17 protein-coding genes and 1 tRNA gene are annotated in these 19,650 nt (G+C 32.0%); 15 read left to right on the top strand and 3 right to left on the bottom strand.

Annotated features, from left to right (window positions below):
- Positions 1–63 precede the first annotated feature (63 nt).
- The 5 genes from serC to NQ558_RS09205 all read left to right on the top strand — a co-directional run bounded on the left by serC (position 64) and on the right by NQ558_RS09205 (position 5,074).
- Positions 64–1,146 carry a 3-phosphoserine/phosphohydroxythreonine transaminase gene (gene serC / locus NQ558_RS09225; protein WP_040446032.1) on the top strand — a complete coding sequence of 361 codons (1,083 nt, stop codon included), beginning with the start codon at positions 64–66 and terminating at the stop codon, positions 1,144–1,146.
- A 65-nt stretch (positions 1,147–1,211) separates the two neighbouring features.
- Positions 1,212–2,375, top strand: coding sequence for a phosphoglycerate dehydrogenase (locus NQ558_RS09220; protein WP_005359451.1), 1,164 nt, complete (start codon positions 1,212–1,214; stop codon positions 2,373–2,375).
- 224 nt (positions 2,376–2,599) lie between these two features.
- Positions 2,600–3,484, top strand: coding sequence for a mechanosensitive ion channel family protein (locus tag NQ558_RS09215; protein WP_005359453.1), 885 nt, complete (start codon positions 2,600–2,602; stop codon positions 3,482–3,484).
- Positions 3,485–3,501: 17 nt separating this feature from the next.
- Positions 3,502–3,897 carry a hypothetical protein gene (locus NQ558_RS09210; RefSeq protein WP_005359456.1) on the top strand — a complete coding sequence of 132 codons (396 nt, stop codon included), beginning with the start codon at positions 3,502–3,504 and terminating at the stop codon, positions 3,895–3,897.
- Between the two features lie 16 nt (positions 3,898–3,913).
- On the top strand, positions 3,914–5,074 hold the full coding sequence (locus tag NQ558_RS09205; protein ID WP_242652080.1) for a DNA/RNA non-specific endonuclease: 1,161 nt from the start codon (positions 3,914–3,916) through the stop codon (positions 5,072–5,074).
- A 159-nt stretch (positions 5,075–5,233) separates the two neighbouring features.
- On the opposite strand, the gene argH is transcribed toward NQ558_RS09205, so the two are convergent.
- Positions 5,234–6,604 carry an argininosuccinate lyase gene (argH, locus tag NQ558_RS09200; protein WP_040446035.1) on the bottom strand — a complete coding sequence of 457 codons (1,371 nt, stop codon included), beginning with the start codon at positions 6,602–6,604 and terminating at the stop codon, positions 5,234–5,236.
- Between the two features lie 160 nt (positions 6,605–6,764).
- On the opposite strand from argH, the gene NQ558_RS09195 reads away from it, so the two are divergent.
- Positions 6,765–7,745, top strand: a complete 981-nt coding sequence (locus tag NQ558_RS09195) for a tRNA dihydrouridine synthase (protein WP_005359460.1) — start codon at positions 6,765–6,767, stop codon at positions 7,743–7,745.
- A gap of 240 nt (positions 7,746–7,985) precedes the next feature.
- Here the strand turns inward: NQ558_RS09195 and htpG are convergent, their stop codons facing one another.
- A complete protein-coding gene (gene htpG / locus NQ558_RS09190) occupies positions 7,986–9,983 on the bottom strand; it encodes a molecular chaperone HtpG (protein WP_040446037.1) in 1,998 nt (665 codons plus the stop codon).
- A 131-nt stretch (positions 9,984–10,114) separates the two neighbouring features.
- Positions 10,115–10,606: a DUF5721 family protein gene (locus NQ558_RS09185; RefSeq protein ID WP_005359466.1), complete on the bottom strand. Its 492-nt coding sequence runs from the start codon at positions 10,604–10,606 to the stop codon at positions 10,115–10,117.
- 112 nt (positions 10,607–10,718) lie between these two features.
- Between NQ558_RS09185 and NQ558_RS09180 the strand changes: the two genes are divergently transcribed.
- The 9 genes from NQ558_RS09180 (at position 10,719) to NQ558_RS09140 (ending at position 19,504) form a co-directional block, all read left to right on the top strand.
- Positions 10,719–10,791, top strand: a tRNA-Thr gene (locus NQ558_RS09180).
- A gap of 79 nt (positions 10,792–10,870) precedes the next feature.
- On the top strand, positions 10,871–11,446 hold the full coding sequence (locus NQ558_RS09175) for a hypothetical protein (protein WP_005359468.1): 576 nt from the start codon (positions 10,871–10,873) through the stop codon (positions 11,444–11,446).
- 1 nt (position 11,447) lies between these two features.
- A complete protein-coding gene (locus tag NQ558_RS09170) occupies positions 11,448–11,984 on the top strand; it encodes a hypothetical protein (RefSeq protein WP_005359470.1) in 537 nt (178 codons plus the stop codon).
- Between the two features lie 54 nt (positions 11,985–12,038).
- Positions 12,039–13,133: an aspartate-semialdehyde dehydrogenase gene (gene asd, locus NQ558_RS09165; protein ID WP_005359472.1), complete on the top strand. Its 1,095-nt coding sequence runs from the start codon at positions 12,039–12,041 to the stop codon at positions 13,131–13,133.
- Positions 13,134–13,230: 97 nt separating this feature from the next.
- Entirely contained in the window at positions 13,231–13,767 is a 537-nt protein-coding gene (locus NQ558_RS09160) for a PH domain-containing protein (protein WP_005359474.1), read from the top strand.
- A 5-nt stretch (positions 13,768–13,772) separates the two neighbouring features.
- The gene (locus NQ558_RS09155) at positions 13,773–15,275 is read left to right on the top strand and encodes a PH domain-containing protein (RefSeq protein WP_040446039.1); all 1,503 of its coding nucleotides are present in this window, start codon (positions 13,773–13,775) and stop codon (positions 15,273–15,275) included.
- A gap of 160 nt (positions 15,276–15,435) precedes the next feature.
- Positions 15,436–15,972 carry an RNA polymerase sigma factor gene (locus NQ558_RS09150; protein ID WP_005359477.1) on the top strand — a complete coding sequence of 179 codons (537 nt, stop codon included), beginning with the start codon at positions 15,436–15,438 and terminating at the stop codon, positions 15,970–15,972.
- Positions 15,972–18,194 carry a beta-propeller domain-containing protein gene (locus NQ558_RS09145; RefSeq protein WP_259907420.1) on the top strand — a complete coding sequence of 741 codons (2,223 nt, stop codon included), beginning with the start codon at positions 15,972–15,974 and terminating at the stop codon, positions 18,192–18,194. The genes NQ558_RS09150 and NQ558_RS09145 overlap by 1 nt, the downstream gene beginning before the upstream one ends.
- Before the next feature lie 230 nt (positions 18,195–18,424).
- A complete protein-coding gene (locus NQ558_RS09140) occupies positions 18,425–19,504 on the top strand; it encodes a C39 family peptidase (protein WP_005359481.1) in 1,080 nt (359 codons plus the stop codon).
- Positions 19,505–19,650: the final 146 nt, after the last annotated feature.

Here is a 19,650-nt window from a genome sequence, read left to right as displayed (position 1 = left end):
CTAAAAATACGGAAAATGCCTGTTATGCAGGCATTTTCCTATGACATAAAAGGGAGGTTTCAAATGGCTAGAGTATATAATTTCTCAGCAGGACCGGCAGTATTACCGGAAGAAGTATTAAAGGAAGCAGCAGAAGAAATGCTTGATTACAAGGGATGCGGTATGAGCGTAATGGAAATGAGTCATCGTTCAAAAATGTTCCAGCAGATTATTGATGAAGCAGAACAGGATATTAGAGATTTAATGAATATTCCTGATAATTATAAAGTATTATTCCTTCAGGGTGGTGCTTCACAGCAGTTCGCTGCAGTACCAATGAACTTAAAGAAGAATGGTAAGGCTGCTTATATTGTAACAGGACAGTGGGCTAAGAAAGCAGCTGCAGAAGCAGAAAAGTATCTTGAGGTACAGAGAGTAGCTTCATCAGCAGATAAGACATTCTCATATATTCCTGATTGTAGTGACTTAGATATTGATGATGATGTAGATTATGTATACATTTGTGAAAACAATACTATTTATGGTACAAAGTATCATGAATTACCTAATACTAAGGGACATACATTAGTAGCTGATGTATCTTCATGTTTCTTATCAGAACCTGTTGATGTATCAAAATACGGTGTGATTTATGGTGGTGTTCAGAAGAATGTTGGACCGGCAGGTGTTGTTATTGCAATTATTAGAGAAGATTTGATTCCTGAAGAAGTTGACAGCACAGTTCCTACAATGCTTCAGTGGAAGACACAGGCAGACGCAGGTTCACTTTACAATACACCTCCATGCTACGGAATTTATATTTGTGGTAAGGTATTTAAGTGGATTAAAAAGATGGGTGGTCTTGATGCAATGAAAAAGCGTAACGAAGAAAAGGCTAAGATTCTTTATGATTTCCTTGATAACAGCAAATTATTTAAGGGTACTGTAGTTCCTAAGGACCGTTCGCTTATGAATGTACCTTTTGTAACAGGTAACGAAGAATTAGATGCTAAGTTTGTTGCAGAAGCTAAGGCTGCAGGACTTGAAAACCTTAAAGGTCATAGAACAGTTGGTGGTATGAGAGCCAGCATTTATAATGCTATGCCAATTGAAGGTGTTAAGGCATTAGTAGAGTTTATGGAAAAATTTGAAAAAGAAAACGCATAAATATATTTGTGGTTAAATAAGTTAGTTTGAATTAATTAGAACCACTTATATGAAGGAGAATAGAGATGACTAAAGTTAATTGCTTAAATCCTATTTCTGAACTTGGAACAGGATTATTTAATAATAATTACAAAATGACAGATAATTTTGCTGATGCAGATGTAGCATTAGTAAGAAGTGCAGCAATGCATGACTTAGATTTACCTGAAAGCCTTTTGGCAATTGCAAGAGCAGGAGCAGGTGTTAACAATATCCCATTGGATAAATGTGCAGATAAGGGTGTTGTTGTATTTAACACACCAGGTGCAAATGCTAACGGAGTAAAAGAATTAGTGCTTTGTGGCATGCTTCTTGCATCAAGAGATATTATTGGCGGTAACAAGTGGGTTGCTAATAATACGGACAATGAAAATATCAGCAAAGATATGGAAAAGGCTAAAAAGAATTTTGCCGGAAATGAAATTAAAGGCAAAAAGCTTGGCGTAATCGGTCTTGGAGCTATCGGAAGATTAGTAGCCAACGCTGCTGAATCAATGGGAATGGAAGTATACGGAAATGATCCATTTATTTCAGTCGAAGGTGCATTAAGCCTTAAGAGGGACGTTCATCTTGTAAAGACAAGAGAAGAAATCTTTAAAGAATGTGATTTCATTACAGTACATACACCATTAGTAGATGATACTAAGAAGATGATTAATAAAGAAACTATTGCAATGATGAAAGACGGAGTTGTTGTTCTTAATTTTGCAAGAGATTTATTAGTAGATGATGAGGCAATGTGTGAAGCTTTAGCATCAGGAAAGGTTAAGAAATACGTAACAGATTTTCCTAACCCAAATGTGGCAGGAGTTGAAGGCGTTATTGCAACACCTCATCTTGGAGCTTCAACTGCTGAATCAGAAGATAACTGTGCAGTTATGGCGGTTAAGGAAATTATGGATTTCGTAGAAAATGGTAATATTGTTAACTCAGTTAACTATCCAAAATGTGATTTGGGTGTTTGCGACAAGACTACAAGAATTACAGTTTGTCATAAGAATATTCCAAATATGATTGGACAGCTTACATCAGTAGTTGCTGCTGAAGGAATTAACGTATCAGATATGGTTGATAAGTCTAAAGGTGATTATGCATATGCCATTATCGATTGTGATGATCCTGCAACAGAACAGCTTGTATCAAAATTACAGGCAGTTGAAGGTGTTATTAAGGTAAGAGTTATTAAATAATACGATAATACTATAAATAAAACATAATTTTATTTTAGATGGATAAACATTTATGTAAGAATGTATTTATCTGAAATAGTGCAATATTTAAGATGAACCGGTGTTATAAATATATAATTTTATTTCACCGGTTTTTCTAATCAAGATTATTATGCAATTTTACATGCATAGAAGGAATAAGACTTTTTGAAAGTGTAATTAGACAAATAATAAGGAGTAAAGGAATGTTTATTTTAGCCACGGAGGTTCAACAAAATATTGAACAAAATGTAGAAGAATTGGATAAGAAAGTAAGCAGATTTTCGACAGTAATAGATGACGGAATTAACAAAGCTATTGATTTTGGATTCGATTTGTTTCTTGCAATAGTAATATTTATTATTGGAAGGATTGTTCTTTCTCTTGTAAGAAAATTATTTAAGAAGATTATGAATAAATCCAATATCGATGAAGGAGTTGTTAAATTCTTAGATTCAATGATTAAGGTATTTGGTTATATTGTGATTATTATTACAATATGTGGTCAGATTGGTATTCAGACAACCTCATTTATCACTCTTTTAGGTACAGCAGGAGTTTCCATAGGTTTGGCATTACAGGGAAGTCTTGCAAACTTTGCAGGAGGTATACTTATACTTATAACTAAACCTTTTGTGTTAGGTGACTATATTATTGCAGAAGGTGTTGAGGGTAATGTTACAAAGATTGACATTATTTATACAACATTGCAGTCTATTGATAACAAAAGCATTAAACTTCCTAATGGTAAATTAGCAGATAGTGTTTTGACCAATGTTACACATCAGGAAGAAAGAAGACTAGATGTTGAAGTTGGTATAGGATATGATGATGATATTAAAAAAGCTAAGAAGATTATGGCTGATGTTATGAAGAAGTCAGAATATGGGATTAAACCGGAAGAAGAAGTTGTTGTGGTTAAGGAACTTGCAGATAGCAGCATTATTTTGGAAATGAGAATGTGGGTTAAAACTGAAGACTATTGGAATGCTAAGTTTTACTTAAATGAAAATGTAAAATATAAGTTTGATGAAAACAATATTTCAATTCCGTTTAATCAGTTGGATGTAAACCTTAAAAATGTTCAATAAAAGAAAAGGTATTTATAATGAATGTAATTATATGTTTAGATCAAAATAATGGAATGCTGTTTAACAATAGAAGACAAAGCAGGGATAGAATTGTAAGAAAGAATATTTTAGAATATATTAATGGTGCAAAATTATATATGGATGAGTATTCTTTTAAGCAGTTTTCGGAAGATAAGGCAGACAATATTGTTGTATGTGATAATTTTTCTAATGCTGAAGATTCTGATTTTTGTTTTGTTGAAAAGCAGCATATTAATACGGAACAAATAAATAAGCTGATTGTCTATAGATGGGACAAGATTTATCCGGCAGATGTAAGTTTTGGTATGAATATAATTAAACTCAATCTTACAGAAACTTTAGAGTTTCAGGGATATTCCCACGAAAAGATAGTTAGAGAGATTTATGAATAGGTACATGGAGCAGGTTATGAAAAAAAGAATAAGTGCACTTTTAATGGCATTAATGTTGGCAGTTGGAATGCTTTCAGGGTGCGATAATACAAGTATTAATTCATCAGATTCAGGAAAAACTAAGGTAATATTAGCTACTGATACACAAACACAGGATGACAGTTTGAATAACAAAACACAAGTTGTAGACAATGATGACAGTGCTAATATTACAACTAAAGCACAAAAATCTAATAAAAGTGCAAACTCTTCGAAAAATGAATCAAACAAAAGCAAGGCAACAAAAAGCTCTAAGTCTACAAAAATTCCGGAATATAACGGAAAAGCATATGTAGAACTTAATGGAAATAATCCGGAATTTAAATCAAAAGAGATAACAGATAAATCTTTTGAAAAGTATGGAAGTCTTGATAGTCTTGGAAGATGTACTGTATGTGTGGCAAGTGTTGGAAAAGAAATTATGCCAACGGAAAAACGTGGTGAAATTGGAATGGTAAAACCTACAGGTTGGCGCACTGTTAAATATGATTTTGTTGACGGAAAATATTTGTACAATAGATGTCATCTTATTGGGTATCAGTTGACAGGCGAAAATGCCAACGGGAAAAATCTTATAACAGGAACAAGATATCTTAACGTAACAGGGATGCTTCCTTTTGAAGATATGGTTGCGGATTATGTAAAAGAAACATCCAATCACGTAATGTATAGAGTCACACCTATTTTTGAAGGTAACAATCTTGTTGCAAAAGGTGTAAAGATGGAAGGATATTCTGTTGAGGATAAAGGCGAAGGAATTAGCTTTAATGTTTTTTGCTATAATGTTCAACCGGGTGTAACTATTGATTATGCAACCGGAGACAGTATAGGCAATGGAAAAGTTGAAATTAGTTCGGACAGCAAGAAGTCAACTTCAACAGGCAGTTCAAATAAGAATACAAACGGAAGTTCAAGCAGTAGCTACAAGAGTAATTCAAATAGTAGTTCATCAAAGAAAAATACAAGCAGTTCATCAGCTACTACAGAATATATTCTCAATATGAATACTCACAAATTCCACACTCCATCTTGCAGAAGTGTAAAACAGATGAGCAATTCTAATAAAAGTGTATACAAAGGAACAAGGCAGGATTTAATAAATCAGGGATATGATCCTTGTAAAATCTGTAATCCATAGAAATTTTGGGAATTTAATAAAACCTCACTAAGATTTAATTATGATTCTTAGTGAGGTTTTTTATTAAAAATATTAACAAAAAATCTGAAAACTATTTTGTTAAAATATTAGAAAATTTTCTAATATTATTATTTTGCAAACGTATTAGAAAAATCAATTTTATTTTGATAAATATTCTTTATAGATTTCAATAACTTTCTTCATAGCATCAGGTCCCGGAGCACCAATTGTTGTACGCTTATCAACGCATGTTTCTAAGCTTATAGCATCATAAATGTCATCTTCAAACACAGGACTGATAGCTTTATATTCATCTAAAGTCATATCATCAAGGGCGATTCCTTTTTCTTCACAGAAAAGAACTAACTGACCAACGATTCCGTGAGCATCTCTAAATGGTACTCCGTGGTTTACAAGGTAATCAGCAGCATCAGTAGCATTAGTAAAGCCGTTCTTTGTACTTGCTTCCATAATATCTTTGTTAAATGTCATTGTATCAATCATACCTGTAAATAAAACGATGCATCCTTTAACTGTATCAATTGCATCAAAAGATAACTCTTTGTCTTCCTGCATATCTTTGTTATAAGCAAGAGGAATACCTTTCATTGTTGTAAGGATAGAAGCAAGAGCACCGTAAACACGTCCTGTTTTTCCTCTGATTAACTCTGCAATATCAGGATTTTTCTTCTGAGGCATAATGCTTGAACCTGTGCTGTATGAATCATCAATATTAACAAAACGGTATTCGTTAGAATTCCAAATACAAATTTCTTCACAGAATCTGCTTAAGTGCATCATAATAGTAGAAAGAGCACTTAAAAATTCAATTAAATAATCTCTATCTGATACTGAATCCATACTGTTAAGAGTTGGACCATCAAAACCAAGAAGATTTGCAGTATATTCTCTATCTAAAGGATAAGTAGTTCCTGCTAAAGCACCTGAACCTAGTGGACAAAGATTCATTCTCTTATGTATATCATCTAATCTGCTACGGTCACGCTTGAACATTTCGAAATAAGCACCAAAGTGATGAGCCAAAGTAATAGGCTGTGCTTTCTGTAAATGAGTAAAGCCGGGCATAAAAGTTTCTGTGTTTTCCTCCATAACCTTCAACAAAGAATTAAGAAGTGTTTTTAACAAATCATTAATTTCTTCAACTTCATGTCTTGTGTAAAGTTTCATGTCAAGAGCAACCTGATCATTACGGCTACGTCCTGTGTGAAGTTTCTTGCCGGCATCGCCAATTCTTTCAATAAGATGTGCTTCTACAAAACTGTGAATATCCTCACTGTTATCAAACTGAAGAGTTCCGTTGTCAAGATCAACTCTAATGCTTTCAAGCCCTTTAATAATATCATTCATTTCATCAGTAGTAATAATTCCCTGTTTGCCAAGCATTTTAACATGTGCTAAACTTCCCTGAATATCCTGCTTATAAAATTTCTGATCAAAAGAAAGGGATTCGTTAAAGTTGTGAACTAACTGATTTTCTTCCTTAGTAAATCGACCACCCCATAATTTCATATGTATAACCTCGCTTTTAATTATTTTTGTTAAAGCGGTTTTGTGCATAAATATAAATAAATTCGCATAAAACCTATAAAATTATACCACATACTACTGGTTTTTGAAACATACTTTTGATATACTGTGCAAGGATTAATAGATAAGTAAGGAGAATGACATGGAATTTTATTTTGCACCACTTGAAGGTGTAACAGGATTTACATATAGAAACGCATATAATGATTTGTTTGATGACATGGATAAGTACTATGCACCTTTCATATCCCCATCGATTAACGATAGATTAAAAGGAAAAGAAATAAGAGATCTTTTGCCGGAAAACAATAATAAAGGGATTAATTTGGTGCCACAAATTCTGGCAAATCGGGCAGATTACTTTATAAAGGCAGCAAATCAGTTAATTGAATTGGGCTATGATAAAGAAATTAATTTGAATGCCGGCTGCCCTTCAGGCACTGTTGTGTCTAAAAACAAAGGGGCAGGTTTCCTAAAAGATACGGAAGCAATGGACAGATTTTTTGATGAAACATTCAACTGGTTAGAGAAGAAGAACAGTGAAGGTCATAATTTATCAATATCTGTAAAAACAAGAATAGGAATGTATGAGCCGGATGAGTTTGAAAATATACTAGAAGTTTACAATAAATATCCAATTAGCCAGTTGATAGTACATCCAAGAACAAGAGAGCAACTATACAAGGGAACTCCAAATATGGAAGCCTTTAAGTATGCTTTGGAAAACAGTAAGAATCCAGTTTGTTATAACGGAGATATAAACACAGTGGAGAATTATCATAGAATTATTGAGAAAATAAATGATGATTCAGAAATGAAAATTGGAAGCATCATGATAGGCAGAGGGCTTATTGGAAACCCAAATCTTGTTAATGAAATCAAAGGTGGAAAAAAGTTGACTAAAAAAATGCTAGAGGTATATCATGACAGACTATATAATGATTTTGAAAAAATAATGAAAGCAGATAAGCATTTGCTGTTTAAAATGAAAGAAATGTGGACGTATATGTCACTTAACTTTGATGATTCACATAAGTGTGCGAAACTAATTAGAAAAGCCCAGAACCTATATAAGTATAACCTGGCAGTATATGAAATATTTGAAAAATATGAGTTGAAGTAAAGTGGAATAAAAATGTTCTCTTGTACTGTAAATCGTCCAATATATTTGAGAGTTGGGAGTGGACACCTCCGTGGAAAAGTGTACCAACATGTCATAAAATAAAAAATAAGAATGTAGGTTTACGACATTGTTATATGCCATAATTCCTACATTCTTATTTTGTAATTTGAAGTGGCTTAAACCATTAATTATAACCAGACTTCAAACTATCAGTTATAACCGGACTTTAAACCATCTTCCCTATTTTTCTGACAAGATTTCAAGTATCTTATTACTTCTTTCAATGAATGCTGTCATTGATTCAGGATTAAGCGGAGTATGACTAATTACTGCAAGGTCATATAACTGCTTACACATAATATCAGTGTTTTCTCCTTCAGGGTTAGCTAAAATGTATTTAACAAGAGCATTGTTGGCATTTAATACTAATGTCTCACCTGAACCACCAAACATTGCAGGGTCCATACCGGACATACCATACATCTTCATCATATCCTGCATACGACGGCTTTCTTCTGAAACGGTAATCATTGAAGAAACTTTTTCGTCTTTAATTTTCTGAACCTTAACATCTAACTTATCACGATTTAAAGCTTTCTTAAATGTTTCTGTTAATTTTTCAGTAGCATCTTTAAGCTCATCTTCACTTATTTCTTCAGTAAATGAATCATTTAAGTCAGCATCAATTCTTACAAACTTAACATTTTCATTTTTCTGCTCGAGCTGTGAAATGAAAGGCTGGTCTATTGCATCTTTTAATACAACAGCATCAATTCCTTCAGCCTTAAACATATTTACATACTGGCTCTGCTGAACAGGATCGTTTGTGTAGAAAATAGTATTTTCATGTTTATCTTTATTTTCTTCAAGACATTCCTTAAATGTAAGATATTTGTCATCAAGATTCTTGAATAAAACATAATCAGACATCTTTTCGCAGAACTTAGTGTCTTTTAAACAACCGAATTTAATGAATGGGCTAATATCATCCCAGTATTTTTCGTATTCTTCTTTATCTGTTTTACACATACCGGAAAGTTTGTCAGCAACTTTCTTAGTAATGTAATCAGAAATCTTTTTGACAAAACCGTCATTCTGAAGAGCAGAACGTGAAACATTAAGTGGTAAATCAGGACAATCAATAACACCCTTTAAAAGCATTAAGAATTCAGGGATAACTTCCTTAATATTATCTGCAATAAATACCTGATTGTTATAAAGCTTAATTGTGCCTTCAATTGATTCATATTCTGTATTAATCTTAGGGAAGTACAAAATACCCTTTAAGTTAAATGGATAATCCATATTTAGATGAATCCAGAATAAAGGCTCTTTGTAATCTAAGAATACTTTGTGATAGAATTCTCTGTATTCTTCTTCAGTACATTCATTAGGATGTTTAGTCCAAAGAGGAGTAGTATCACTGATACTTATAGGTCTTTTTAAAATTTTTACTTTTTTCTTTTCTGGTTCAACTTCAACAGTTTCCTTAGTTCCGTCTTCCTTTTCTTTTTCTTCAGTTTTAGCTGGCTCAACAATATGCTCAATAACAGTATCTTTATCTGTTAATTCTTCTTCCATAATTGTCTGATATTCAGGTTCAGCAGAAGGGTCAGATACAAAAATTTCAACAGGCATAAAAGAGCAGTACTTATCAAGAATCTCTTTAGCTTTGAAAATGTTAGCAAATTCAACGCTGTCGTCATTTAAATATAAAGTAATCTTTGTACCACGATCAGCCTTGTCTGAGTCAGACATTGTAAAGTCCATACCATCTTCACAGTCCCAAAGAACTGCTTTGGCATCTTTCTTATAAGATAAAGTTTCAATAGTTACTCTATCAGCAACCATAAATGCTGAATAAAAACCTAAACCGAAATGACCGATAATCTGGTCTTCAGAAGTTTTATCCTTATACTGTTCAAGGAAAGCTTCTGCACCCGAAAAAGCAATCTGGTTAATGTATTCGTCTACTTCATCAGCAGTCATACCAAGACCATTATCGATGAAAGTAAGAGTTTTCTCTTTAGGGTTTGCAAGAATCTGAATCTTAAATTCTTCATCATCAGCTATTTCAGCTTCACCCATCATTTCAAGTTTCTTTAATTTTGTAATGGCATCACAACCATTAGATACTAATTCTCTGAAAAAAATGTCATGGTCTGAATACAACCATTTCTTAATAATAGGGAAAATATTTTCACTGTTAATTGAAAGACTACCCTTTTTCTCTGACATAAAAATCACTCCTTTGTTATTGTTCATTTTCAATTCTAAAGGATATTGTAGACACGTAAAAAAGAAAAGTCAAGAGAAAATTAGCACTCAATCAAGGTGAGTGCTAAAAGTTTACAATTAGTTAACAATTTCTATAAAATCTCTGTATCAAAATGGGATTCAAGAAACTTTGAAATTAATTTATCCCAGTAATTATCAAGAGATTTATCCATTGTAAAAAGATTAAGGGAAGAACTGGTTATAATATGTATCTGATTGCTTTCGTATATAATATTAAAATAAAGACCACTAATATTCTCTTCAGCAATAGAAGAGCCAAGTTCCCTTACGATTTTTGAATAATTAACTTTAGGAAAAGCCATAACCAACTTAAGTCGGGTAGGAACTTTTTTTCCTTTAATTATTTCAAAACAAATATTTCTTAAGTTTTTCCAGGTGGCAAAATCTTCGGTAAAGTTTTCAATTTCATCCTTATCAAAAAAAGCTTTGTTAATATGGCCGTCAAAGGAGAAGGAAGAACCTGTTATTATTTCTCCGCTACATATTAAAAAAGAATCAAAAGTATCCTTTACAAGAAGGTTTTGCATAAAATTATTTATATCGTTTATTTTAATTGAAATCATAAACTAGATTATATCAAAATATGGTGTTTTTGTCTTTACTTTTTTTCTTCTTATAGTTATAATAATGTCATTGTATACTTTATTACAATAAATAGTTAAATTATGTAAACAGGCTTCCGTAGCTCAGTTGGTAGAGCAGCTCACTCGTAATGAGCAGGTCACGTGTTCGAGTCACGCCGGGAGCTTTAAATTAACGATTTTAGTAGAATTATGAAAGTCTGATGTACGGAATATTCTACTTAATCAGAATTTTAAGGAGCAGAGATGGCATATAAACCATACAAACCCAAGAAAGAAAAAGATATATATGCTAGGTATGATGGAAAGAATATTAAAGCCAACAATTACGATAGTGGAAGCGTGAAACTGTTTGGTTTCAGGTCAGGTGCAGTATATAAGATGGTTCCGGCTATTTTATATTATGCATTTATGATTTTCTATATAGGAACAGGTATTTACGGTGAACTTAGTTACTATAAATTTGAACCAATGGACTATGTAATAACCGTATTGAAATATATTTTCTTTATAGTATGGTTTTTCAGCCCGGCAATATTTTTATCCAATTTTAAATACAGGGAATCGTTGCCATTATTTAAGAAACATGATGCCGGTTCATCAATTATTGGAATAATTATTATAAGTCTTTTCTGTTCATTTATGACTATGGTTTATAAGGAATGTATGTCAGACACTTATAAGAAATCAGTAACGGCATATGATAGTTATCTTAAGGAACAGCGAGAAAAGAAACAACAGAATACAGAGCCAGAAAGTGTTTCATTTAATGGAATAACTTATGATGTGAATAATAATAAAGTATATTTAGGGGAGGCATAAGATGAAGAATAAGAAGATTTTTGGAATTGTTGTAGGAATTATAGTTATAATAATTGCAGTAGTTTTTATTAAAGATAAAACAGGAAAACAGACTGTCAAAGATGAAAATAACACAACCACAGTTGAAACAACAGTGATAGAGACTACAACAGAAACTAATACGGAATCAGTTCAGAAAGCAACAGTAGCCGGTGAAAAGGGAACAGTTGCAGATAATAGTAAAAACACAGTTGTTACCAACAAGAATGGAAGCAGTAGTTCAAAGACTGATGAAAAGGCAACAACTAAGAAATCAGGTAAGAAAACAAATAAATCAACAAAGAAGGCAACAAAGAATAACAATAGTAAGAACAGCAAACCTTCAGACGATACATATGGAAGTTATGGACCTGGAGATAATTATGCTGTGGATATATTTGGTAATGAGTCTGAAACGACAAAGAAGAACTCATCTAAAACAGAAAAAACAACAACTTCAAAGAAGAATAATTCAGGAAATTCCAATAAGAATGACGATGGTTGGTCAGATTTCTATTAATATGGTAAACTAATTCATTTAAATAAAATTAAAAGCATAAGGGAGAACACAAAGATGATGAAATTAGACAAAAAACTTAAAGTAGGCATTTTAGGTGCAACAGGTATGGTTGGACAGAGATTTATTACTTTGTTAGCAGACCATCCATGGTTTGAAGTTACAACTTTGGCTGCAAGCCCACGTTCAGCAGGAAAGACTTATGAAGATGCTGTAGGTGACAGATGGAAAATGGAAGCTCCAATGCCTGAATCTGTTAAAAAGATGATTGTACATAATGTTAACGAAGTAGAAGCTGTTGCTTCAACAGTTGATTTTGTATTTAGTGCAGTTGATATGACTAAGGAAGAAATTAAGAAGATTGAAGAAGATTATGCTAAGACAGAAACTCCTGTAGTTTCAAACAATAGCGCACATAGATGGACTCCTGATGTTCCTATGGTTGTTCCTGAAATCAACCCGGAACATTATGAAGTGATTAAGTATCAGAAGGAAAGACTTGGTACAAAGAGAGGTTTTGTCGCTGTTAAACCTAACTGTTCAATTCAGAGTTATGCTCCTGTACTTACAGCATGGAAAGAATTTGAGCCAACAGAAGTTGTAGCAACAACATACCAGGCTATTTCAGGTGCAGGAAAGACATTTAAGGATTGGCCTGAAATGCTAGGAAATATTATTCCTTTCATTGGCGGTGAAGAAGAAAAGTCAGAACAGGAACCACTTAGATTATGGGGCAAGATTGAAGATGGTGTTATTAAAAAAGCAACAAGTCCTGTTATCACAACACAGTGTATCCGAGTACCTGTATTAGACGGACATACAGCAGCAGTATTTGTTAAGTTTGCTAAGAAACCAACTAAGGAACAGCTTATTGAAGCTATGACTAAGTTTAGTGGAGAACCACAGAAGCTTGATCTTCCAAGTGCTCCAAAGCAGTTCATCCAGTATCTTGAAGAAGATAACAGACCACAGGTTCAGTTAGATGTTAACTTTGAAAAAGGTATGGGAATTTCAGTTGGACGTTTAAGAGAAGATACAGTATATGACTACAAGTTTGTAGGTTTATCACATAACACATTAAGAGGTGCTGCAGGCGGAGCTGTTCTTTCAGCAGAACTTCTTGTTGCAAAGGGATATATTGAAGCTAAATAATTATCTTAAATGTTGATAGTTGTTAAGCTTATGTTTAAAGGCTGTCATATTGACAGCCTTTAATTATGATTTTATAAAAAGTAGAAAGAGGGAGAAAATGTACGAAAAATTATCAAAAAACGCACTTTTGAATATGTACTTTGGGACAATTACGGGAACAATAGCGATACTTGCTATTATATTTGTACTGGAATTATTGTTTGTTATTCCAAATAATATTGGAATATTAGTTATTTTGGGATTGATAATTGCAATAATATTGGTTTTTAACGCTATCATTAGTCCTGTTTTTAGATTTCACAGATACAGATATAAGATAGATGAGGAATCGATTGATATTATCGAGGGATATGTTTTTACACAAAGAAATATAGTTCCAATTGAAAGATTACATAAACTACAGATTAGTCAGGGACCATTCGACAAGCTTTGCAATGTGGCAAGAGTTAAGGTTACAACTGCAGGTGGTGATGTGGAAATAAGATTTCTTGAAAATGAAAAAGCAGAAAAAATAACTGAAAGCCTAAAACAGAAAATAAACCAGATTGCAGTAGAACAGAAGAATCAAATTGCCAAAGAGCAGAAAAAACGAAATGAAGAAGAACAGAAAAAGCTGAATGAAACACAGGAGTAATGAGTATGGAAACAAAAAGATTTAGAAATCATTTCTCCGATGTTATTGAACAGCTGGGTGGGTTGTTAATATTTCTGTTTATTGTTGGGGTTCAGTCAATCCCGGACATATTAAGTGATACTGATGGAGATAGCAATGATGTAGTAGCTTTGATAGATAATCCTAAATATACAATGATTGTGATTATTGTTGTGATTACAATTCTGGCAGTACTAGGTCTTATTGTAGGCTTTAAGGTTAGAAGATGGTATAAAACCTGGATAATAATTGGCAACGACACAATAACAGTTGAGAGAAATACATTAAGAAGTGTAAAGAATACTGTTGGAATAAAGAATATTTCTAATGTTAATATTAATCAGAATATTTTTGAAATGATTATTGGAACTTGCAATTTGAAACTGGATACTAATAGCTTATCCACTGCAGATAGTACAGATATTAAGCTTATACTAAAAAAGCAACATGGAGAAGAACTTCGAAATTATATAAATAGACGTGTTGAAGAAATTAACACAGGAATAATTCTTGAAAAAGAGGAAGAAGTTAATCCTTACGTGAAATATGACATTGAAGTAACATCAAAAGACATTATTACAAATGGTTTTTATTCTCTAAGTGTTGGAACAATACTTTTATTTTTAGGTTCTTTAGCCGGTTTTATAGCAGGAATTGTTTCGGACATAAACGATGGAAAAACAATTATTGCTTCATTAGGTGGTGCAATTACTTTAATCATTTTGATTATAGGTTCTCTTTATTCTATGGCAAAAAGTTTTCTTAAAATGTATGATTTTAAGGCAAGACGTGGAAAGAACAAGCTTTATATAAAATATGGTCTTTACAATAAAGTAGATTTTGCCATTCCCATAGACAAGATTAATGCCATTGTAGTTCATCAGACATTTATTGCAAGAATTTTTAGAAAATATTCAGCTGAAATAGTAAATGTAGGCTTAAATGATGATGATAAGGCCAGTGCCTATTTTACATTTTATTGTAGCAGGAAACAGTTAAAATCATATATTGATAAGTTATTGCCGGAATTTAGCGAAGGAATTAATGGGAATATAAAGAAACAACCTGATAAAGTCAAAATAAAATATATTGTGGATTACTTAATTAATTCTGTTATTGCTTTGATTGTTGCAGCAAGCATAATTTATTATGTAAATCCTTCAAAAGTGTTTGAAATGGCAATTGTTGCAGGTTCAGCATTTATACTTTTTTATATGTTTATAGCAAAGATTTTAAGTTTCATTACCTGTGGTGTTTTCATTGGTGACGAATTGGTTGGAATAAGGGAAGGTACTATGGGAACCAGATATTCATTAATTAAATATTGTAATATACAGTACATAACAATTAATCAGAACATATTGGAAGAGAAATTAAGAATTGCTAAAGGTGGTCTGCATATCCTTGCATCAATGTTGTGCGATGACTACTTAATACCTTATATGGATGAGAATGAAATCAGTTCTATTTATAATAATATAATCAAATAATAATTTGAAAATATCTTTTTGCGTATGAAAAGACATATGCCAAAAAGATATTTTTCTTTAATAAGAAAATTATTTTAAATTTAATGCAACAGTTTGAGAAATTTATTACACTATATAAATGTAAACGCAAAAAGTTAAAAGTAGGAAGAGGGTACCCGGTATGAATTTTAACAGGAAAGATGTTTTGGCGGCAACCAAAGGCAATATGCATGCTTTCGAACAAATATACATTGATATAAACAATGATTTATACAAAATGGCTTTGTACATATTAGGAAATAGTGAGCTTGCAAAAGACATAGTAAGTGAAACAATTATTGATGCGTTAAAAGGTATTAAAAAGTTAAAGTCAGCAGATGCATTTGAAAGTTGGATTTTAAAAATCCTAACTAATAAGTGCAAGCAGAAACTTAATTATAAATACAATAAATTTAATGTTTTTAATCCTAACATAAAAGACGAAAGTCATATGGAAAAAGTTGAAAGCAACAGTAACATTGGCAATGCCGAAAAAACAGATGTGAAGATAGCGTTATCAAAACTAAATACGGAAGATAGAATGATTGTTTCTTTATGCGTAGTGGAAGGCTATAAAAGCAATGAGGTAGCAGAAATTCTATCAATGAATCCTTCAACTGTAAGGTCAAGGCTTAACAGAAGTCTTAAGAAGATGAAAGAGTATTTGGAGGTAGAGTAATGAATAAATCGAGCAAAAAGGTTGGGAATGAAAAAATGAAAAATAAACTAAACGATGAAATTGATGTGGAAAACATGGAAATAGCAAATCTTATAAAAAAGGACAGCGAAGATATTCCAAAGATTTCTACAGATATTAATGTGATTAATCAGATTAGAACCACAGGCAGAAAAAACAAAAATAAGATGATAATCAGACTTTGCACAGGGTTTGCAGCCTGTCTTGTACTGGTTGTTGGAATAGTTTTCTGGTATAGAACAAACACTGAAAACAAAGCAAGAAAACTGGCTTCAAGAACAGTCCATGTAGCAAAAAACAATGAATCAAGAATGGCATCTTCTTATGATGAAATATACAAAATAATGTCAGAAAAAGCTACAGATCAGAGCGATACATATAGAACTAAGGCAACAGCAAAAAGTAGTAGTTCTGACAGCACCATATCCAGTGATGGCGTAAAGAAAAAATCAGATTCAAAAGCATATTCAACAACAAATATCCAGACAGAAGGTGTGGATGAAGGTGATGTTGTAAAAACTGATGGTGAATATATTTATATTGTAAATGACAAAAAGTCGGTAGTAAATATTGTGAAGGCACAGGGCAAAGAGACTAAAAAAATAGCAAAAATAAAGATTAAATATAACAAAGAAGATTTAAATGTAAAAGAGATATATTATGCAGATAATAAATTAATAGTAATTTCAGGTGTATATGAAGATGATGTTCTGTATGGCATAGAAGATTCGGTTACGTCTAAAGGTTGTGGAGTAAACAACGGAAAATCCATAACAATAATATCTGTTTATGATATAACAGACAGAAGTAATCCTAAATTAATAAAACAGAACACTCAGCAGGGAGATTTTGATTCATCAAAATTAAGTGGTAATTATGTTTATACAATATCTGAGGCAAATGTAAACATAACTGACAAAAAAGACTCCTGTGTACCTGAAATTAATGAAAAGCCAATGGATTATTCAAAAATCTATTTGCCAAACAAAATAGATGGCGGCAGTTATACTGTTATAACAGTTATGGATATCAATAACCCCGATAAATTCTATGACCAGACAGCAATTGCAGGAAATGTTCAAAACGTATATGTCAGTGAAAACAACATATATTTAATTGATGATGAATATGAGGAAATAGATATTTCTGACACAAAAAAAGGCAAGAATATACTAAAAAAGAAAAATATTGGAAAATTGCAGGAATCCCAAAAAAATCTGTCAGCCAAGGAAATAAAAAAGGTCAAAAAGGCATATGGTGGAGAATATGACTGGTCAAAGGTTACAGAAACAAGAAAAATAGGATATTTTAAAAGTCAGGTAAAAACAAATATTGTAAAGTATTCATATAAAGACGGAAAATTAAACTTTGTAAACGAAAACAGTGTAGAAGGATATGTAGATAGCAATCTGTCTTTTGATGAAAAAGCCGGATGCTTAAGATTTGTTTCAAGTAATAGTACCTCATCATATGTGGGAGAAAGAACAGTTCTTAAAGATGGAAAAGGTAAAATGATTTCCGAAAATATTGTGAACACTAACGATTATGAAAAATATTATGATGAAAAAGTTTTAGACAATAATGTATATGTACTTGATGAAAATCTTAAAGAGGTGGCAAGTATTAAAGGACTTGCAAAGAATGAAAGTGTTTATGCAGTAAGATACTTGGGCAACTATGGATATTTTGTAACATACAAAAATACTGATCCATTATTTACAGTAGACTTTTCAGATATGAAAAATCCTAAAATCGTAGGAAAGTTGAAACTTCCGGGCTACTCAGATTATCTTCATTTCTATGATGAAAATTCAATGTTAGGACTTGGAATGGAAAATGATGAATATCTGAAACTTGAAATGTATAATGTATCTAATGGAAAGGCAAAACAGATTTCTAAGAAGGTGTTGAAAAGATATATGGATTCAGATGCCTTACATGATTATAAATCAATTATAGTAGATAAAGAAAAGAACTTAATCGGATTTAATGCAACACTTTCAAATGGTAACTACGATGATGTTTATGTTTTATACAGGTTTGAAAATAATAAATTTAAAAAGCTTGCAGAAATTTCATTATCAGGGGAGTCTTATGCTGTGAGAGGACTTTATATAGATAACTATTTCTACATCGTCACTCTGGGAAAAGACGTAAAAGTACTGGATTTAAACAATTATAAAGTGGTAAAAAAATTAAAATAAGCATCTTATCACAATCTAAACAATATCAAAGACGAAAAAAGTGAAATTTAAGTAGTTTTTGATATTGTTTTTTTTGCCTTGAATTAGTAGAATAAAAAAGTATGCAAAAATGATACAAATAAGGATATGATAATAATTGTGTAATTAAATATTGGCACATAAAAATTGAATTAGTTGTCAATTAATTTAATGAGAAGCATAGAAAAAATAGAAGGATATGGGTATAAATAATGGAAAATAACAGAGATTACACACGAAGAAGTAGAAGAAGGAGAGAACTTACACCAAGAGAAAAACTCTTGATTATACTAAAAAGAAATATTTATCCCATAGCATTAGTTGTAATTATTATTTTTTCGATTGTTGTAATATTACCTGCTGAAAAGTCAAGAGAGGCGAAAAAAGAAGTAACAGCATCTATTACTGAAAATAAAAATAAAACAGCACAGAAGGAAACTGAAACTACAACAAACAAGAATACAAAAGTATATAAAACAATTAAGCCTAAAACAAGAACAACAGAAAAAATCGTTGCAGAGCTTAAAGAACGATCAAAACACGATGAAAAATATAAAAAGATTTATGACAGAATAGATGAATATCCAAAGGGAATGCTTAATGCAGTTTTGAACAATCCTGAAATGCAGGATTTTCTTATTGGATATCCTGACAATCAGTACACTTTAAAATATTTAAAAACACAGTCAGACGAATCAGAAGAAACAACTTTAACAGAGGCAGAAACAGTGCAGGAAACAACAGCACAGGATTCTAATGAGGAAATAGATTTAAGTGATATTAAAATTACAGAAAAAGAAAGAAAAAGTGCACATCCTTTATTTATTCAGTGGGATGAAAGATGGGCTTATATCCCTTATGGTGATGAAAATATCGGTATGGCAGGCTGCGGTCCCACATGTATGTCAATGGTTATTGTAGGACTTACGCATAATTCAGAAGCTACACCGGCAGAAATAGCCAGACACAGCGAAGAGAGTGGATATTATGTTAATGGACAGGGAACATCATGGCTTTTAATGTCGCAGGTGGCTAAGAACTACGGAATAACTGTTAATCAGATGGCTGTTTCACAGATTGAGATGGAAAATGCACTTGATAACGGAAATATGCTGATTTGCTCTGTTGGTGCAGGAGATTTTACAACACAGGGACACTTTATTGTAATATACGGTTACACAGATGAAGGATTTCTTGTTAATGATCCATATTGTAAAGTAAGAAGTACAAAAAAATGGAGTTTTGACAGAATAAAAGATCAAATAAAAACAATTTGGAGATATAGTTATTAGTAAAAAGCAGAAATAATTACTTAAAAATAAAAAACTTTCGATTAAACTATGGACTATTTTGTCATTTTATGAGAAAATACAATGCGAGTGTGGGCGATAATGAAAACTCACAGATAGAGCAGTAATAATTTATTATGTTATCTATA

This window comes from Eubacterium ventriosum (assembly GCF_025150745.1).
Taxonomy (GTDB): domain Bacteria; phylum Bacillota; class Clostridia; order Lachnospirales; family Lachnospiraceae; genus Eubacterium_G; species Eubacterium_G ventriosum.
Note: the sequence above shows the minus strand (reverse complement) of the source record. Positions and strands in the feature narration are given on the sequence as shown.

What these genes read in the sequence shown, in the direction of transcription:
- serC (WP_040446032.1), top strand. Translation starts at nt 64, where the DNA reads ATGGCTAGAGTATATAATTTCTCAGCAGGACCGGCAGTATTACCGGAA.
- NQ558_RS09220 (WP_005359451.1), top strand. Translation starts at nt 1,212, where the DNA reads ATGACTAAAGTTAATTGCTTAAATCCTATTTCTGAACTTGGAACAGGA.
- NQ558_RS09215 (WP_005359453.1), top strand. Translation starts at nt 2,600, where the DNA reads ATGTTTATTTTAGCCACGGAGGTTCAACAAAATATTGAACAAAATGTA.
- NQ558_RS09210 (WP_005359456.1), top strand. Translation starts at nt 3,502, where the DNA reads ATGAATGTAATTATATGTTTAGATCAAAATAATGGAATGCTGTTTAAC.
- NQ558_RS09205 (WP_242652080.1), top strand. Translation starts at nt 3,914, where the DNA reads ATGAAAAAAAGAATAAGTGCACTTTTAATGGCATTAATGTTGGCAGTT.
- argH (WP_040446035.1), bottom strand. Translation starts at nt 6,604, where the DNA reads ATGAAATTATGGGGTGGTCGATTTACTAAGGAAGAAAATCAGTTAGTT.
- NQ558_RS09195 (WP_005359460.1), top strand. Translation starts at nt 6,765, where the DNA reads ATGGAATTTTATTTTGCACCACTTGAAGGTGTAACAGGATTTACATAT.
- htpG (WP_040446037.1), bottom strand. Translation starts at nt 9,983, where the DNA reads ATGTCAGAGAAAAAGGGTAGTCTTTCAATTAACAGTGAAAATATTTTC.
- NQ558_RS09185 (WP_005359466.1), bottom strand. Translation starts at nt 10,606, where the DNA reads ATGATTTCAATTAAAATAAACGATATAAATAATTTTATGCAAAACCTT.
- NQ558_RS09175 (WP_005359468.1), top strand. Translation starts at nt 10,871, where the DNA reads ATGGCATATAAACCATACAAACCCAAGAAAGAAAAAGATATATATGCT.
- NQ558_RS09170 (WP_005359470.1), top strand. Translation starts at nt 11,448, where the DNA reads ATGAAGAATAAGAAGATTTTTGGAATTGTTGTAGGAATTATAGTTATA.
- asd (WP_005359472.1), top strand. Translation starts at nt 12,039, where the DNA reads ATGATGAAATTAGACAAAAAACTTAAAGTAGGCATTTTAGGTGCAACA.
- NQ558_RS09160 (WP_005359474.1), top strand. Translation starts at nt 13,231, where the DNA reads ATGTACGAAAAATTATCAAAAAACGCACTTTTGAATATGTACTTTGGG.
- NQ558_RS09155 (WP_040446039.1), top strand. Translation starts at nt 13,773, where the DNA reads ATGGAAACAAAAAGATTTAGAAATCATTTCTCCGATGTTATTGAACAG.
- NQ558_RS09150 (WP_005359477.1), top strand. Translation starts at nt 15,436, where the DNA reads ATGAATTTTAACAGGAAAGATGTTTTGGCGGCAACCAAAGGCAATATG.
- NQ558_RS09145 (WP_259907420.1), top strand. Translation starts at nt 15,972, where the DNA reads ATGAATAAATCGAGCAAAAAGGTTGGGAATGAAAAAATGAAAAATAAA.
- NQ558_RS09140 (WP_005359481.1), top strand. Translation starts at nt 18,425, where the DNA reads ATGGAAAATAACAGAGATTACACACGAAGAAGTAGAAGAAGGAGAGAA.